The 16847-nt window shown below is 69.1% G+C and carries 19 protein-coding genes; 5 read left to right on the top strand and 14 right to left on the bottom strand.

Annotation, left to right across the window (positions count from 1 at the left end):
- Window positions 1-377: 377 nt before the first annotated feature.
- Window positions 378-872, top strand: coding sequence for an NUDIX domain-containing protein (locus A5713_RS17160; RefSeq protein ID WP_197516391.1), 495 nt, complete (start codon window positions 378-380; stop codon window positions 870-872).
- 49 nt (window positions 873-921) lie between these two features.
- Here the strand turns inward: A5713_RS17160 and regX are convergent, their stop codons facing one another.
- The 6 genes from regX to A5713_RS17130 form a co-directional block, all read right to left on the bottom strand.
- A complete protein-coding gene (gene regX, locus A5713_RS17155; RefSeq protein WP_007167631.1) occupies window positions 922-1605 on the bottom strand; it encodes a two-component sensory transduction protein RegX in 684 nt (227 codons plus the stop codon).
- An 82-nt stretch (window positions 1606-1687) separates the two neighbouring features.
- Entirely contained in the window at window positions 1688-2908 is a 1221-nt protein-coding gene (locus tag A5713_RS17150) for a cell wall metabolism sensor histidine kinase WalK (protein ID WP_102418850.1), read from the bottom strand.
- Window positions 2909-3059: 151 nt separating this feature from the next.
- Complete coding sequence (locus A5713_RS17145) at window positions 3060-3809, bottom strand: phosphoglyceromutase (protein ID WP_067920783.1); 750 nt, start codon at window positions 3807-3809, stop codon at window positions 3060-3062.
- A gap of 21 nt (window positions 3810-3830) precedes the next feature.
- On the bottom strand, window positions 3831-4343 hold the full coding sequence (locus A5713_RS17140) for a YbjN domain-containing protein (protein ID WP_067920781.1): 513 nt from the start codon (window positions 4341-4343) through the stop codon (window positions 3831-3833).
- On the bottom strand, window positions 4340-5644 hold the full coding sequence (gene mshA / locus A5713_RS17135) for a D-inositol-3-phosphate glycosyltransferase (protein WP_369804492.1): 1305 nt from the start codon (window positions 5642-5644) through the stop codon (window positions 4340-4342). Before mshA ends, A5713_RS17140 begins: the two co-directional genes overlap by 4 nt.
- 24 nt (window positions 5645-5668) lie before the next feature.
- Window positions 5669-6928, bottom strand: coding sequence for an ROK family protein (locus A5713_RS17130; RefSeq protein ID WP_197509153.1), 1260 nt, complete (start codon window positions 6926-6928; stop codon window positions 5669-5671).
- A gap of 223 nt (window positions 6929-7151) precedes the next feature.
- Here A5713_RS17130 and A5713_RS17125 point away from each other — a divergent pair, with 223 nt between their 5' ends.
- Entirely contained in the window at window positions 7152-7901 is a 750-nt protein-coding gene (locus A5713_RS17125; protein ID WP_068097437.1) for an SDR family oxidoreductase, read from the top strand.
- Here the strand turns inward: A5713_RS17125 and A5713_RS17120 are convergent.
- Together A5713_RS17120 and A5713_RS17115 are read right to left on the bottom strand one after the other, a co-directional pair.
- Window positions 7885-9246, bottom strand: coding sequence for an Ig-like domain-containing protein (locus A5713_RS17120; protein WP_231980478.1), 1362 nt, complete (start codon window positions 9244-9246; stop codon window positions 7885-7887). The two genes, A5713_RS17125 and A5713_RS17120, sit on opposite strands and share 17 nt — an antisense overlap.
- Before the next feature lie 33 nt (window positions 9247-9279).
- The gene (locus A5713_RS17115) at window positions 9280-10386 is read right to left on the bottom strand and encodes a UDP-N-acetylmuramate dehydrogenase (protein WP_068097431.1); all 1107 of its coding nucleotides are present in this window, start codon (window positions 10384-10386) and stop codon (window positions 9280-9282) included.
- A gap of 26 nt (window positions 10387-10412) precedes the next feature.
- On the opposite strand from A5713_RS17115, the gene A5713_RS17110 reads away from it, so the two are divergent.
- Genes A5713_RS17110 through A5713_RS17100 form a run of 3 tightly spaced genes read left to right on the top strand, consistent with a single transcriptional unit; the run spans window position 10413 to window position 12826 of the window.
- Window positions 10413-10937, top strand: coding sequence for a DUF2505 domain-containing protein (locus tag A5713_RS17110; protein ID WP_067920769.1), 525 nt, complete (start codon window positions 10413-10415; stop codon window positions 10935-10937).
- Between the two features lie 24 nt (window positions 10938-10961).
- Entirely contained in the window at window positions 10962-11792 is an 831-nt protein-coding gene (locus A5713_RS17105) for a carbon-nitrogen hydrolase family protein (protein WP_068097428.1), read from the top strand.
- Window positions 11789-12826, top strand: a complete 1038-nt coding sequence (locus tag A5713_RS17100; RefSeq protein WP_067920765.1) for a DUF2993 domain-containing protein — start codon at window positions 11789-11791, stop codon at window positions 12824-12826. Before A5713_RS17105 ends, A5713_RS17100 begins: the two co-directional genes overlap by 4 nt.
- A gap of 83 nt (window positions 12827-12909) precedes the next feature.
- On the opposite strand, the gene deoC is transcribed toward A5713_RS17100, so the two are convergent.
- The 6 genes from deoC to A5713_RS17070 form a co-directional block, all read right to left on the bottom strand.
- A complete protein-coding gene (gene deoC, locus A5713_RS17095) occupies window positions 12910-13587 on the bottom strand; it encodes a deoxyribose-phosphate aldolase (protein ID WP_082973005.1) in 678 nt (225 codons plus the stop codon).
- Window positions 13587-14003 (bottom strand): DUF2599 domain-containing protein, encoded by a 417-nt coding sequence (locus tag A5713_RS17090; RefSeq protein ID WP_068097425.1) that lies wholly within the window; start codon window positions 14001-14003, stop codon window positions 13587-13589. The genes deoC and A5713_RS17090 overlap by 1 nt, the downstream gene beginning before the upstream one ends.
- Before the next feature lie 4 nt (window positions 14004-14007).
- Complete coding sequence (locus A5713_RS17085; RefSeq protein ID WP_067920761.1) at window positions 14008-14295, bottom strand: DUF2516 family protein; 288 nt, start codon at window positions 14293-14295, stop codon at window positions 14008-14010.
- 78 nt (window positions 14296-14373) lie between these two features.
- A complete protein-coding gene (locus A5713_RS17080) occupies window positions 14374-14979 on the bottom strand; it encodes a heparin-binding hemagglutinin (protein WP_067920789.1) in 606 nt (201 codons plus the stop codon).
- Window positions 14980-15130: 151 nt separating this feature from the next.
- A complete protein-coding gene (locus A5713_RS17075; RefSeq protein ID WP_067920758.1) occupies window positions 15131-15553 on the bottom strand; it encodes a helix-turn-helix transcriptional regulator in 423 nt (140 codons plus the stop codon).
- Window positions 15554-15636: 83 nt separating this feature from the next.
- A partial coding sequence (locus tag A5713_RS17070) for a DUF445 domain-containing protein (protein ID WP_068097422.1) occupies window positions 15637-16847 on the bottom strand: 1211 nt, incomplete at its 5' end.

Raw genomic sequence — 16847 nt, 5'->3', positions numbered from 1 at the left:
AGGTCAGGACCTGCGTGCATTGCGGCCACACGTTCGATCCCAATGACCGGCCCCGCGACCTGTCGGACCCGGATTGGCTTCCGGCCGCGTCAATTTATTGTTCGCATGAATGCAGTGACCAGTTCCATTGCGAGATGACGCATTGCTGCTCGACCCATGCGAAAAGGAAGGGTCATCGCGAAGCCGCCAAGGCGGCGCGATAATCCGCGCCTGCGCCAAATCAACGGGCTCCTGCGACGAAAACCATATCCACGTCCGTCCCGCGGCACTGGGAGTGTTCCGCCGGCCATGGGCTGGCGTTTCCAACGCGGCTCACGTGAACATGGTGTCTCGGCCGGCGGGCAGAGGTCCTGCGGACCATGTGTTATGAACGGTGCGTGCCAGTCCCCGACTTCATCGTTGAGCTCCGTCGCGCCATTGGGACTGCACCGTTGTGGTTGGCCGGCGTTACGGCGGTCACGATCCGCGACGGCCAGGTGCTGCTGGTCAAGCGCTCGGATAACGGCGCCTGGACGGCGGTAACAGGGATCGTCGAACCGGGAGAGAATCCGGCCGACTGCGCCGCCCGCGAAGTGCGCGAAGAAACCGGGGTCAGCGCGCGAGCCACCAGGCTCGCCTGGGTGCACGTGACCCAACCGACGGTGCACGCCAACGGCGATCGGGCCCAGTACCTCGATCACGTGTTCCGTATGCAGTGGCTAACTGGGGAGCCCTACGCCGCCGACGACGAATGCACCGCGGCGGCGTGGTTCGAGCTTGACGACCTCCCGCCGATGACGGCGAACATGCGTCGTCGTATCACGCTGAGCGCAATCGACCACGCCGCAACCGTTTTCGACACCGTCGACGACGCGCCCGCCGACTGGTTGTGACCCGAGCCTTGACCGTGCGCCGTCAGCGCACGCCCGCCGCCCGGGCGGCCTAGCCTTCGAGCTTGTAGCCCAGCCCTCGCACCGTCACCAGGTGGACGGGGTTGGCCGGGTCGGCTTCGATCTTGGAGCGCAACCGCTTGACGTGGACGTCGAGCGTCTTGGTGTCGCCGACGTAGTCGGCGCCCCATACCCGGTCGATCAGCTGCCCGCGGGTCAGCACCCGGCCGGAGTTGCGCATCAGGTACTCGAGCAGGTCGAACTCCTTGAGCGGCAACGTGATCGTGTCACCGTTGACCGAGACGACGTGGCGCTCGACGTCCATCCGGACCGGCCCGGACTCCAGCACCCCGTCGCTGATCTCGGAGTCGTCGTCGCCACCACGGCGCAGCACCGCGCGGATCCGGGCGATCAGCTCGCGCGCCGAATACGGCTTCGTCACGTAGTCATCCGCGCCGAGCTCCAGCCCGACGACCTTGTCGATCTCGCTGTCGCGCGCGGTCACCATGATTACCGGCACGCTGGACCGGGCACGCAGCTGCTTGCACACGTCGGTCCCCGACATGCCGGGCAGCATCAGGTCGAGCAGCACGATGTCGGCTCCACCGCGATCGAATTCGGCCAGCGCGGCTTGTCCATCGGTCACGACCGTGGCCTCGAAGCCCTCCTTGCGCAACAGGAATGCCAGCGGATCGGCCAGCGACTCCTCGTCCTCCACGATCAGCACACTGGTCATCAGCGCGACTCCTTCTCATCGCTGCGGCCCCCTCGCCGCTGCGCGGCTGGGGGTGCCCCCACTGCATCGTCGTACGCGCGGGTCATCGACTTAGTTCTTCCTCTCGTTGTGACCTGTTGGGCCGCACCTCGCGACCCTGCGGTTGCTCGGGTTGTTCGTCGTCGTCCTTGTAGGCCGGGATCGACAGCGTGAACGTCGATCCGGTCCCCGGCTTGCTCCACACCCCGATGCTGCCGTTGTGGTTGGCCGCGACGTGTTTGACGATGGCCAGGCCCAGCCCACTGCCGCCAGTGGCGCGCGAGCGTGCCTTGTCCCCCCGGAAGAACCGCTCGAAGACCCGCTCCTGATCCTCCAGCGCGATCCCGATGCCACGGTCGGTGACGGCGATCTCGATGTTGTCGCCGCGGCGGCGGCGACTGATCGAAACCGGCGAACCGGGCGGCGAATAGGCGATCGCGTTGGACACCAGGTTGGCCAACGCGGTGACCAGAAGCGTTTCGTCGCCCAGCACCCGCAGGCCGCTGGGCGCATCGGTGCGGATCTCGATCTGAGCGTTGTCGGCGGCCACCTTGTGACGTGAAATTGCTTCCGACACAACGGTATCCACGTCAACCTCGGTGACGTTGGGCAACCGCTCCGCACCCTGCAGCCGAGACAGTTCGATCAGCTCGGCGACCATGTCCCCCAGCCGGTTGGCTTCGACAAGCACCTTCTCGGCGAACCGGCGAACGGTCTCGGGGTCGTCCGCCGACGCCAGCAGGGCCTCGGCGAGCAACGCCATGGCCCCGACCGGGGTCTTGAGCTCGTGGCTGACATTGGCCACGAAGTCGCGCCTGGTCGCTTCCATGCGCGCGTAGTCGGACTGGTCGTGGGCGAACACCACGGCGAACCGGCGGTCTTCCTCGCTGAGCAGCCGCGCCTGCCCGTGCACGGACAGCCCCGAGCGGCCCCCCGCCCGTTTGGCCGGCCGCAGATCGAATTCGACGTCGATGCCCCCCAGCGCCTGCTGCGCCGCCTCCCACGCTTGATCGTCGAGCTGCCGGTCGCGCACCAGGCCCAGTTCCCTGGCCCGGTCATTGAGGTAGACGACGTCGCGGTGGGAATCCACCACCGCGACCCCCAGCGGCATCAGGGCGACGATGCGTTGCAGCATCTGCGCGACGGTGATCCCGGTCCATTCCGTGCTGACCCGCTGCCGGCGCTGGGCCGCTTTCGGCGACAGCCGGGTCCCGGCCGCTACACCGACGGCCAGCCCGAGCACGGACAACACCCCGGCCAGCAACAGCGCCGAGAACACAGTCACATAGCAAATCCTACAAATCTTCCTGAACGCCGCCCTAGCGGAACGAGGCCAAAATCGGACAAGTCACACTCTGCGCTTCAGGTGTTCCACTGCCGTTCACGCGATGTTCGGCCAACAGGCCTATGGATATTGCAAAAGACCGCGACCGGAGTCAGCCGCGCCCCTGGCTGGCAACCGCCGCGGCGCCCGCTGCGGCCGCCTCCGGGTCCAGGTAGGTACCGCCCGGCACCACCGGCCGCAGGTCGGCGTCCAGGTCATAACGCAGCGGAACCCCGGTCGGAATGTTCAGCCCCACCACGTCGTCGTCGGTCATCCCGTCGAGGTATTTGACCAGGGCTCGCAGTGAGTTGCCGTGCGCGACGATCAACACCGTCTTGCCACTGCGCAGGTCCGGGACGATGACGTCGGTGAAATACGGCAGAAAGCGGACCACCACGTCGGCCAGGCATTCGGTGAGCGGGCCGCCGCCGATGTTGGCGTACCGCGGGTCGGTGTCCTGGCTGAACTGGCTGCCCCTCTCGATCGGCGGGGGCGGCGTGCCGTAGCTGCGCCGCCAGGTCATGAACTGCTCCTCGCCGTAGCGCTCCTTGGTCTCCGCTTTGTTCAGGCCCTGCAGCGCGCCGTAGTGCCGTTCGTTGAGCCGCCAGCTGCGCCGCACCGGGATCCACAACCGGTCGGCGGCGTCCAGCGCCAGGTGCGCGGTGGTGATCGCGCGGCGCAGCAGCGACGTGTAGAGGACGTCGGGCAGCAGGCCCTGCTCGGAGAGGAGCTCGCCGCTGCGCACCGCCTCGGCCCGACCCTTCTCGGTCAGCCCCACGTCCACCCAACCGGTGAACAGGTTCAGGGCATTCCAGTCGCTCTCGCCGTGGCGGAGCAGCACCAGCGTGGCAGTCTCTCCCATGCCGGCAAGTCTCTCACGGCCCTATTCGTCGTCGTCTTCGTCGATCAGGTGAGCGAACGCCTCGAGGTTCTTCAGCGACTCGCCGCGGGATACCCGCCACTCCCATTCCTTCTGGATCGACGAGCGAAAACCCAACTCCAGCAATGTATTAAAGTCCGAATCGACCGCTTCGAGCACCTGCCCGAGCACCCGGTCGATCTCGTCGGCGTCCACCGACGCCAGCGACATGCGGCCCACCAGGTAGATGTCGCCGACCTTGTCCAGCGTGTAGGCCACCCCGTAGAGACGGCGGTTCCGCTTGAGCAGGAAGCGGTAAACGCCCTCGTGGTTCTCGTCGGGCTTGCGGCACACGAACGCCTCGACGCGCACCGAATGCTCGCCGACGCTCAAGATGGTGTTGGTCTTGAGTTTGCGCTCCCCGGGCAGCTCCACCACCAGCCCGGAGAGGCCGCCGTGCGCCCCCTCCTGCTTGGAGTAGGTCAGACCACTGGCCTGCAGCGCGTCCTCGATCACGCGCTCCACAGTGGAGGTCACGCACCCACCCCCCGGCGTTCGGCGGTGTACCCGCTGATCGCCCGGCGATAGCTGGCCAGCAGCGCATCGGTGGTGTTCTCCCAGGAGAACGTGGCCGCGTGCGCGGCGGCCGCGCGGCTCATCGCCTCGGCCTGCGGCGCGCGCAGGCGCAGCATCCGGTCCAGGGCGTCCGCCCATCGGTCGACGTCGTGGCCGGCCACCAGCGTGCCGGTGATCCCGTCGCGCACGGCCACCGGCAGGCCCCCGACCGCCGCGGCGACCACCGGCGTGCCACACGCCTGCGCCTCGACGGCCACCAGACCGAAGGACTCCGAGTAACTCGGCACCGCGACCAGGTTGGCGGCCTGGAACAGGGTGGCCAGGTCGGTGCGGGACTGCGGGGGCAGGAAGGTCACCCGCGCCGCGATGCCCAGGTCGTCGGCCAGCCGTCGCAGCCCGTCCGGGGACGCCAGGCCGCTGCCCGACGGGCCGCCGGCCACCACGATGCGCACGCCGGGCAACTTCGCGGCGGCACGCAACACGATGTCGGGCGCCTTCAGCGGCTGGATCCGCCCCACGAACACCACGATGTCCTCGTCGAGGGGCAATCCCAGCGCGGCCCGCGCCGCCCGACGGTCACCCGGGCGGAACACCTCGAGATCCACCCCGGGGTGGACGACGTCGATGCGCGCCGGGTCGGCGCGGTGGATCGAAATCAATTGCCTGGCTTCGTCTTCGGTGTTGACGATCAGCCGGTCCGCCTCGTCGACGACCTGCTGCTCGCCGACCGTGCGCAGCGGCGGCTCGGGCGCATCCCCCGCCGCCAGCGCCGCGTTCTTCACCGCGGCCAGCGTGTGCGCGGTGTGCACCAGCGGCACCGCCCAGCGGTCGCGGGCCAGCCAGCCGACCTGTCCGGACAGCCAATAATGCGAGTGCACGATGTCGTAATAGCCCGGCTCGTGCGACGCCTCCGCGCGCAGCACCCCGGCGGCGAACGCGCACAGCTGGGTGGGCAGGTCGTATTTGTCCAGGCCCTCGAACGGCCCCGCGACCACGTTGCGCACCAGCACACCGGGCGCCACCCGCGCGACAGGCGGGTCGGCGGACGCGGTGGCCCGGGTGAAGATCTCCACCTCGATGCCCCTCCGCGCCAGGTGCAACGCGGTTTGCAGCACGTAGACGTTCATGCCCCCGGCGTCGCCGGTGCCCGGCTGGGCCAGCGGTGAGGTGTGCACCGCCAACACTGCGACGCGGCGCGGTTTCAGCCGGAAGACGTCTTCGTGCCGCACTCTCTCATCTTTACAGGATGCCGGGCCGGCCAGCCCAACCCCCACGTCGGCTTCGCCCTAAGCGGACGGCTCGTCCGCGGCGACGTCGCGCAGCCTCGCCCCGGCCCGCCGCATCGCGCCGAGCGGGTCGGCGTACAGGCCGCCCAGCGACACGGTGCCCGCGCCGGCCTCCTGCACCCGGTTGCCGAAGACGGTGACGCGGATGTCGCGCGGCGGCAACACCGAACGTTCGGCGAACGCCGCCTCCACGTGCTCCATCGCCTCGGGGTACTCGGTGAAGGCCTGGCCACCAACCACCAGTTCGTCGGGGTTCAGCATGTCGCGCAGCAACGCCACCGCCTCCCCGAGCACGCGGCCGCGCTCGTTCAGCAGCTCTTTGGCCTGTTCGTTGCCGGCCCGGGCCACCCGCAGCAGGTCGGCGATGCCCGCGGCCGGTGCGTTGGCGCGGCCCGCGGGGGCGAACGGCAGCACCCGCAGCCGGCGCGCGGCGGCCAGCACCGCCTCGTCGCTGACCGTGGACTCCAGCTGGCCGGCGCCCCCGAGCAGCTCCGAGTGGGCGGGCAAGGTGGCGATGGTGCCGGGTCCGCTGGCGGGGCAGTGCACCCGTCCGCCGATCACCAGCGCGTAGCCCACGGTCTCGCGGGCGTAGACGTAGAGACTGGTCGGCGAGCTGGGCAGGAATCGCCGCATGCCGAGCAGGAGCTCCGCGCCGGCCATGGCGTCGACGTGCGAGGCCACCGAGACGGGCAGGCCCAGCGCGTCGGCCAGGACCGGGCCGACCGGCGCCTGCCGCCAGCCCAGCCGTGGGTGGTCGACGTGGCCGGTGGCGCTGTCGACGGTGCCGCCGATCGCGACGCCGACCCAGAGCGGGCGGCGCCGATGCCAACGCCGCAGGTAGCGGGCGGCGCTGTCGGCCAGCGACGCCAGCGCGGGCCCGGCGGGGCTGAGCGGTGTGGGTGTCTCGACGGTGTCGAGCGTGCGACCGAACAGGTCGGTGGCCACGATGCTGGTGGTCCGCGCGCCGATGTGGATGCCCAGCGTCACGAACGGCTCGTGGTTGACCTCGACCGGCACGCGGGGGCGGCCGATCGCGCCGGAGACGGCCAGGTCGGCGCGTTCCCGCAGCAAACCGGCGTCGAGCAGTGCGATGACTTGGCGGTTGACCGTCGCGATGCTCAGCGAGGTGACGCCGGCGATGACGTCACGCCCGACGGGACCGCGCAGCCGGACGGCCCGGAACACCGAGGCGGCCGCGGAGTCGGGGATGTGCAGTGCCGGCGGCAGGATCTGACGGCGTACCGTCCGGTGCCCTTTGATGCCGGCACGGTTGGGCGAATGATGAGGCTGGGTGAGGGTATTCGAGCGCACGAGCGTCCTTTGTCCGATTTTTGTTGGCCGTCACTGGCCACACCTGAAAATCAGGAGCGGCAAAGTGCGCGACAACAACACGCACCCGCCGCGCAAAGACACGCGGTGGTGGTGCTGGACATGGCGCTGAGGTGCACTCCGAAAATTTAGCACGTTCACTAAGGTTGTTTCGATGGTTGGAAATGTCAGGAATGAGCGGGTCGCGGTGGTCACGGGCGCCAGTTCCGGGATCGGGGAGGCGACGGCCCACACCCTTGCTGCGCAGGGCTTTCACGTGGTCGCGGTGGCGCGGCGGGCGGCCCGGATCAACGCCCTGGCCAGGGAGATCGGCGGGACGGCGATTGTGGCCGACGTCACAGACGACGCCTCGGTCGCTTCGCTGGCCGACGAGCTGGCCCGGGTCGACGTGCTGGTCAACAACGCGGGCGGGGCCCGCGGGCTCGCACCGGTTATCGACGCCGATCTCGAGCATTGGCGGTGGATGTGGGAGACCAACGTGATGGGCACGCTGCGGGTCACCCGCGCGCTGCTGCCCAAGCTCATCGATTCCGGCGACGGCCTGATCGTCACGGTGACTTCCGTTGCCGCACTTGAGGTTTACGACGGCGGCGCCGGGTATACCGCGGCCAAACACGGCCAGGGAGCGCTGCACCGCACGCTGCGCGGGGAGCTGCTGGGCAAGCCGGTGCGGCTGACCGAGATCGCACCGGGTGCCGTCGAGACCGAGTTTTCGCTGGTTCGCTTCGACGGCGATCAACAGCGCGCCGACGCCGTGTACACCGGGATCACCCCGCTGGTCGCCGAGGACGTCGCCGAGGTGATCGGCTTCGTGGCCTCCCGGCCGCCCCACGTCGACCTCGACCTGATCGTCCTGAAGCCGCGCGATCAGGCGTCGGCCACCCGCTTTAACCGCCGGGGCTAGTGCTCGTGGTCGTGGTCGTCGGTGTGCCGGACAGGCTCGGAGCGGTCGACGGCGTGACCGGCGCGGTGACCGGGATCTGCGTCGACGGCGGACGCGTGGTGGGCGGCGGCAGCGCCGACATCGCCACCCAGGTGTCCCAGTCGACCGCCCAGTCCCAGATGTCACCGTCGGAGTAGGACAGCTGGATCGAGCTTCCGGTCACCTCCACCGGGTCGCCGTACATCGCCGACTGGTAGTACTGCTCCGCGTCGCCGGTCGACAGGTTGATGCAGCCGTTGGTGACGTTGCTGTTGCCCTGCGCGCCCGCGCTGGACGGGTTGGCGTGGATGAATTCGCCGTTATTGGAAATCCGCACCGCCCAACGCTCGTGGGCGTTGGTGTAGCCGGCGGCCGGGTTGGACATGTAGAAGTCCGAGTACTTCTCGGTGACGACGTGGATGCCGTTGCGGGTGACGTTGCGCGCCTTGTCGGCCTCGCCGTAGCTGCAGGGGAAGTCCATGATGACGCCCGCGTCGGTGACGACCTGGATGCGGTGCGAGGAGACCTCGGCCTTCACCACCTGCCGCCGGCCGATGTTGATGTTCAGCGAGATGTCGTCGGCGCCGTACGCGCCGCCGCCGAACGGCACACCGTAGAGCTTGGCGTCGACGTTGACGGTGGTGCCCGCGGGGTAGTACTCGCGGGTGCGGTAGTGCACCCGCGCGCCCGCCGCCTCGTCGGGCAGCCAGGCCCAGCTGCCCTCGACGGGCGGATTCGTGGTGACGGTCAGCGCCTTCTCCACGGCGGCCTTGTCGGTGATCGGCGCGTCGAACTGGATGATGATCGGCGCCGCCACCCCCACCGTCTGCCCGTCGGCCAGCTGGAACGCCCCGCTGATCTTCTTGCTGGGCGACACCGTGGTGAACTTGCCCGCGACCGGGATGGCCTTGCCGTCGTGCCCGACCGCCGACCCGCTCCAGGTGTAGGTCGAGTCGTAGCCCAGCGGCTCGGTGACCGAGTACACCGTGCGGTCGGAGTTGAACTTGCCCGCCACGGCCTTGCCCGCGGAATTCGTCAGCGCCACGTGCTGGAACCAGCCGTCGCTGATCTGGACGCTGATCGGAGCGATCGGCACCACGTTCTCGGTCGCGTCGGCCGGCTGGAACCTCAGCTGCGGCGCGGGCTGCTCCTTCTTCTCGGCCTGCTTGGCCGTGGTGCCGCTGCACGCGGCCAATAGGCTCGGGGCGAAGACTCCCAGTCCGAGGGTCGCCAAGGCCACGCGCCGGTTGATCGGCGGCGGGGTCTGTGACGTGCTCACGAAAGTCAAAGATACCGGGCAAAATCCATCATCTCCGCCGCGACAAATCGGGGTCGGGGCGGTCGTGCGAAGGATTCCGAGCTACAGCCTGCAGCCGAGCAGGACAGGCTCGGGTTTCAGTGTGACACCAAACACATCGTGAACTCCGTCGCGGACGGTGCGGGCCAGTGCGATCACGTCCTCGGTGGTGGCGCCGCCGCGGTTGGTCAGCGCCAGCGCATGCTTGGTGGACAACCGGCACCGGGCCGCCGGGTCGTCGGGATAGCCCTTGGCGAAGCCGGCCCGCTCCACCAGCCATCCGGCGGCCAGCTTGACGCCGTCCGGTGCCGGGTAGTGCGGGACCGGCCCGTCCACGCTGCGGGCCAGCCGCTCGTACGCCTCGGGCGCGACCACCGGGTTGGTGAAGAACGAGCCCACGCTCCAGGTGTCGTGATCGCCCGGGTCGAGCACCATGCCCTTGCGGCCGCGCAGCGTGAGCACCGCCCGCCGGACCGCCCGGGGGTCGGCACGCTCACCGCCGGCGACGCCCAGTGCGGCCGCGACTTCGCCGTAGCGCAGCGGCGCACTGCGGCCCGAGGCGTCCAGCGCGAACTCGACTTCCAGTACCAGCCAAGGCATTTCGAACGCGGAGTGAGCGGCCCGCTTGAAAACGCTGGTGCGGTAGCCGAAGCCGAGCTCGGCGCCGGGCACCCAGCGGACCTCCCCGCTACCGCGATCCAGTATCCGCACCCGGGTGAGGGTGTCGGAGACCTCGGCGCCGTATGCCCCGACGTTCTGCACCGGGGTCGCCCCGGCCGAACCGGGGATCCCGGACAGGCATTCCAGGCCACCCAGACCGTGCTCGATGGCGCTGACCACGACGTCGTCCCAGACCGCACCGGCCTCCGCGCGAACCAGGTTGCCGTCGACGGCGATGCCGCGGTTGGCCAGCCGCACCGCGGTGAGGTCGGTCAGGGTGTCGGCGATCACCAGGTTGGAGCCGCCGGCGAACACCAGCACCGGGCCACGTTCTCCCGCATGGCTTTCGGCGTCCAGCCCCCGCACCACGTCGAGCACCTGCCGGGTGCTGGTGCAGGTGATCAGGCGGCGCGCCACCGGCCCGATCCGCAACGTCGTCAGCGGCGCGAGCGACACCGCCTCGGCGACATGCGCGCCGGCGAATGTCGAACCGGCATCGCTGGATTTCATGGCCCGTAACGGTAGCCTCACCTGCTATGCCGCGTTCATTCGACTTGTCGGCCGACTACGACGGCAGCGTTGAAGAGGTGCACCGGGCCTTCACCGACGAGACCTATTGGCGGGCACGGCTGGCCGGATCCGGTGTCGACCTGGCCACGCTGGAGTCGATGCGGGTCGGCGGCGACACCGGGGACGACGACACCGTCGAGGTGGTGACCATCCAGGTCATCCACAGCCACAATCTGCCGGGGATGGTCACGCAATTGCACAGCGGCGATCTGCGCATCCGCCGCGAGGAGACCTGGGGACCGGTCGCCGACGGCGCGGCGCGGGGCTCCGTGGTCGGCGCGATACTCGACGCCCCTGTGCAGCTCACGGGCACCGCCACGCTGTCGCCGATCCTGGAGACCGGCGGCGCGCGGCTGAGCTTCCGGGCCACCGTCCAGGTACGCGTCCCGATCATCGGCGGCAAGCTGGAGAACATCATCGGCACCCGACTGGCCGAGCTGGTGGCCGCCGAACAACGGTTCACCACCGAGTGGATCGCCGGAATGGCGTGACCTCCCGGGCCTAAGCTGGCGCCCATGCGAATCGCGTTGGCGCAGATCTCCAGCGGCACCGATCCGGACGAGAACCTCCAGCTGGTGCGCGAGTACAGCGGACGGGCCGCCGACGCGGGCGCGGACCTGGTGGTGTTCCCGGAGGCGACCATGTGCCGGTTCGGTGTTCCGTTGGCGCCGGTCGCCGAGCCGCTCGAAGGCCCGTGGGCGACGGGTGTGCGGCGCACCGCGACCGACTGCGCGATCACGGTGATCGCCGGCATGTTCACCCCGGCCGGGGACGGCCGGGTGAAGAACACGTTGATCGCGGCCGGACCCGGCAGCCCCAACGAGCCCGACACCCACTACGACAAAATCCACCTTTACGACGCGTTCGGGTTCACCGAGTCGCGCACCGTCGCGCCCGGGCGCGAGCCGGTGGTGATCACGGTCGCCGGCGTCCGGGTGGGGTTGAGCGTCTGTTACGACATCCGCTTCCCGGCGCTGTACATCGAGCTGGCCCGCCGGGGCGCCCAGCTGATCGTCGTAAGCGCGTCCTGGGGCGCGGGCCCGGGCAAGCTCGACCAGTGGACGTTGCTGGCGCGGGCGCGCGCGCTGGACTCGATGACGTACGTCGCGGCCGCCGGCCAGGCCGACCCGGGCGCCCCGCTGACCGATTCGGGCGCGCCCACGGGGGTGGGCGGCAGCCTGGTGGCCTCCCCGTTCGGCGAAGTCGTCGCGTCGGCCGGCTCCGGGCCGGAGTTGGTGGTCGCCGACATCGACGTCGAGCGGGTGGCGAAGGCCCGCGAGAGCATCGCGGTGCTGCGCAACCACTCAGATTTCGCTCAGCTGGATAGGGCAGAATCGGTCGGGTGACGAACCCACAAGGACCACCTAACGACCCGTCGACGTGGGGCCGTCCCGGCAACCAGGGCCACTTCGGCCAGCCCCCCACCGAGCGCCCGACCGAGCGGATCAACACCGGCGGCCCCGCCGCGCCGCCGCCGCCGGCCGCCGGTCCGCTGCCGGGTCAGACCGAGCGGCTCGGTACGCCCCCGCCGAACATGCAGCGGCCCGATTACCCGCCGCCTCCGCCACCGACCCCGCCCGCGGGCCCGACGGAGAAGCTGGCCACGCCCGGTGGGGACACCACGCCGGGGAAGAGGAAGCGCCGCTTCCTGCGCGACCCGCTGTCGGTCGTGCTGGTCTGCATCATCGTGGTCTGCCTGGTGATCGCCGGGCTGGTCGGCGCCGAGTTATACGTCCGCCACGTCGCCAACAGCAAGGTCGCCGAGGCGGTGGCGTGCGAGGTCAAGGACCAGGCCACCGCGTCGTTCGGGGTGGCACCGCTGATGCTGTGGCAGCAGCTCACCAAGCACTACACCAACATCTCGGTGACGACGGCGGGCAATCAGGTCCGCGACGCCAAGGGCATGAAGATCGACATCAACATCCGCAACGTCCAGCTCAAGAACACCGCGGACTCCAAGGGCACCATCGGGTCGCTCGACGCGAACGTCACGTGGACGTCGGACGGGATCAAGGAATCCGTCCAGAACGCGATTCCGGTGCTCGGCCCGTTCGTGACCAATACGGTGACGACGCATCCCAACGACGGCACCATCGAGCTGAAGGGCATGCTGGACAACCTCACCACCAAGCCGGTGGTGTCGGGCACTGGCCTGCAGCTGCAGATCGTGAGCTTCAACGCGCTCGGGTTCACCATGCCCAAGGAGTCGGTGCAGTCGACGCTGGACGACTTCACGTCGCAGTTCACCAAGAACTACCCGCTGGGCATCCACGCAGACAGCGTCCAGGTCACCCCGACCGGTGTGACCAGTCACTTCTCGACGCAGAACGCCAGCATCCCCACCGGCAACAACAACGACCCCTGCTTCGCCAACCTCTGAGGGTCTAGGCCGTCCGGCAACGATGCGCGCCGGTACGGCGTGTTGTAGGGGTACCGCCCGCTTGCGGGGGAGCGCCGGACCATTCAGCCAAGCCCGTCGAGCACCGCCCGGGTGCCGGACAGGCCGAGCCGGGTGGCGCCCGCGTCCAGCATCGCCAGTGCCGCGGCGGCGTCGCGGATGCCGCCGCTGGCCTTCACGCCCAGCCGGCCGCCGACGGTCTGGCTCATCACGGCGACCGCCCGAACCGAGGCGCCGCCCGCGGGATGGAACCCGGTCGAGGTCTTGACGAAGTCGGCGCCGGCATCCTCGGCCGCGCGGCACACCTGGATCAGCGTGTCCTCGTCCGTCCCGGAGAACAGCACCGCCGACTCCACGATCACCTTGAGCACGGCGCCGGGGACGGCGGCGCGCACGGCCGCGATGTCGGCCCGTACGGCGCCGATGTTGCCGGCCAGCGCGGCGCCGATGTCGATGACCATGTCGACCTCGGCGGCGCCCGATGCCACGGCCTGTTCGGCCTCGTGCGCCTTGACCGCCGAGGTGTGCTTGCCCGACGGGAAACCCGCCACGCTGGCCACGGGTACGCCTCCCCCGGCTCGCACGGCGACGGGCACCATCGACGGCGAGACGCACACGGCGTAGACGCCCAATTCGGCGGCCTCGACGACCAGGGCGGCCACGTCCGCCTCCGTGGCCTCGGGCTTGAGCAGGGTGTGGTCGACCATCGCCGCCAACTGCGCCCGGGTGGGTTTGCTCGCCACTAGAACCTTTCTTCGGGTGCGCCCGGGTTGCACCCGGAGGCCGCCATTTCGGCGTCGTCGACGACGGGCCGCCACGGCTCCAGGTTCCAGCTGGTCTTACCGGGCTCCGCCACCTCGGCGAACTGCCAGTGACAGATGAACTGCGCGCGCATTCCGGGGGTGTCGGCATTCGGCGACAGCGCCAGCACCTCGCCCCACGCCTCGTCGGCGAGGGCCGAATCGCCGGGCTGCTGCCTGGCGGCCTGCCGGCCAGACGGCGTGGGGAAGACCCGCAGGCTACTCAGGCCGTGCCACTGCCCCCACTCGGTGTGGTCGATGAACGGCGGCGACACCGTGACCGGGTCCGCAGCGACGGCACCCGCCGGGCCCCACAGCGCGACAAGCACCGCCGCCGGCATCGCCAGCAGGGCTTTCATCCCGCTAGCGCGACTTACCTTGAATTTCCAGCAGCTTCGGCCGCACGTCGACCAGATACACGCCCGCCGCACACGCGGCGATGGCCATCCCGAGTACCCCGAAAACAAAACTCAGGATGGATGTCAGCGCGACAGCCCCACCGAGGATCACCAGCCACACCGGCTTGGTCAGCTTGTCGGCGGCGGTGTATGCATCGGGCCGCTGCAACGCGGCGTGCACGAACGCATATACCGCCGTGACCAAGACGGCGATCTGCAAGACCAGCATGACGGTACCCACGAGGTGGCTCACGCCTTAAGCGTATGCGGGCGCCATCGGAATCGTCGACTCAGAGTTGCCCGAAGGACAACTCCGAGTCGACCGCTCGACTTACTTCTGGGTGACCTTCTTGGCGGCGGCCTTCTTGGCCGGAGCCTTCTTGGCCGGAGCCTTCTTGGCGGGCGCCTTCTTCGCGACGGCCTTCTGCGCCTTCTGGGCGGTCTCGTCGGACTTCTTGGGCAGCTCGATGCCGACCAGCTTGGCCGCGCGCTCACCGACGGCGCGGGTCTGCGATGCGACGGTGCCCAGCGCCTCCTGCGTCAGCTCGACGGCCTGGTCCACGTAGCCCTCGGCGCGGGCGGAGGCGTCGTCCAGACCGGTCTGGCTGCGCAGCCGCTGCAGGGCGGCCTCGCCCCGCTCGACCAGCTCGTTGTACCGGTTGGTCGCCGCGTCCAGGTAGCCCTCGGCCGCCTTGCGCAGTTCCTCGCTGGTGAACCGCTCGCGGAGCTCGCCGAGCTGCTCGGGCAGGTCCTCCTGCAACTTGGTCAGGCGAGCGCGGCTCTCCTCAACCCGGCTGCGGGTGTCCGCGCGGGTCTCTTCTGCGCGGTCACGCAGGTTGGCGATCAATTCGTTGACCGTCGCCAGAGCCAGGTCTGCCGCGCCGAGGGCCGCCAGCAGCGGAGCTCGCAAGTCCTCGATATTCGTGTTGTCCGCCATGGTTTTTCCTTTCATGGTTTTCCGTTATCGGCGTTCTTGGGTTTCTTCGGTGTTGTTGTGGGAGCCAGGCGCGCCCGTTTCTCCGCCGGCGACTGCCGGATCCTCGCTTCTGGGTAACCCGGGCGGTGGGTGGTTAATACGTCGCCACCCGCTAGCCGTTGGGTTCGGTCGGACACTCCTCGCTGGTTGGTTCGCTGGATTCGTTTTGGTGGGTGAACGATGTGTAGATGTCGAGCAGAACCTGCTTTTGCCGCTCGGTGATCGCGGTATCGGTGATGATGGCGTCGCGCACCTGATTCTTGTCGCTGGGCTCGAGGATCCCGGCCCGCACGTAGAGCACCTCGGCGGAGACCCGCAGCGCCTTCGCGATCTGGTTGAGCACGTCGGCCGAAGGCTTGCGCAATCCACGCTCCACCTGGCTCAGGTAGGGATTGCTGACGCCGGACTTTTCGGCGAGTTGGCGCACCGAGACCTGCGCGAGTTCGCGCTGGCTCCGGATGAAACTACCGATGTCCGATGCCATGTCGGAGGCGGCGTTGGACACCTTGGCGGAGAGCTTCTCCTCGGGCGCCATTGCGTGCTCCTGGCTCGGACGATCGACCGTGACGCCCACAGACTACTACAAGTGCTTGCTATTGCAAGCACTTGTTAGCACTACTAGAAAAGTAGCTGCGCCACGGCGTAGATGACCAGCCCCGCCAACGAGCCCACCACGGTGCCGTTGATCCGGATGAACTGCAGGTCACGGCCCACGTGCAGCTCGATGCGCCGGCTGGCCTCCTCGGCGTCCCAGCGCTCGATGGTGTCGGTGATGATCGCGGTGATCTCCACCCCGTATTGCGAAACCAGGTGCTGGGCCGCGCGCACGATCCAGTTGTCCACCTTGTCGCGCAGGTCGGCGTCATCGCGCAGTGACTCCCCGATGCGGACCACCGTGTCACTGATGCGGGTCCGCAGCGTGCTGGACGGGTCATCCACGCCCTCGAGCACCAGCCGTTTCAGCGTCTTCCAGGCGGTCGCGGCGGCGTTGGCGATCTCGTCGCGCGCCATCAGCTGTTCCTTGATCGCGTCCGCGCGCGCGATGGTCTCCGCGTCGTTTTGCAGGTCGTCGGCGAATTCGAACAAGAACCGGGTGGCCGACCGGCGCAGCTCGTGATCCGGATTCCGACGCACCTTGTCGGTGAAGTCCATCAGCTCACGGTGAATGCGGTCGCCGACCAGGTGGTCGACGAAGCGCGGCGACCACGTCGGGGAGTCGCGCTCGACCACCCGTTGGATGACCTCACCGGCGTTCAGCGACCACTGGAAGGCGCGGTCGGCCAGCAACTGGATCAACGCCTCCTGCCGATTCTCGGCCAGCAGGGTCGCCAATACCCGTCCGACCGGCGGTCCCCACTGCGGCTCGGCGATGCGGCGCACGATCATGCGGTCGATCACCTGCTGGACGTCGTCGTCACGGAGCAGCTCGACCAGCACCCGCAGCACCGTCGCGGTCTCGGCGGCCACCCGCTGGGCGTGCGCGGTCTCCGACAGCCACTTGCCGAGCCGTCCGGGCACCTGGGCGTCTCGCAGCTTGGTCTCCACCACCGGCGCCGACAGGAAGTTCTCCCGGACGAAGGTGCCCAGGCCCTCGCCGAGCTGATCCTTCTTGCGCTTGATGATCGCGGTGTGCGGGATAGGAATGCCCAGCGGATGCCGGAACAGCGCCGTCACCGCGAACCAGTCGGCCAGCGCGCCCACCATCCCGGCCTCGGAGGCGGCTCCGACGTAACCGACCCAGGCGCCGAGGTGGGCGTGGGCCTGGGCCCACCGGCAGGCGAGGAACAGCACGCTGGCGCCGATCAGGAAGCTCAGCGCCACCGCCTTCA

The sequence above is a fragment of the Mycobacterium sp. E2497 genome, from assembly GCF_001668695.1.
In the GTDB taxonomy this organism is placed as follows: Bacteria; Actinomycetota; Actinomycetes; order Mycobacteriales; family Mycobacteriaceae; genus Mycobacterium.
This window is presented reverse-complemented; position numbering and strand designations above follow the sequence as displayed.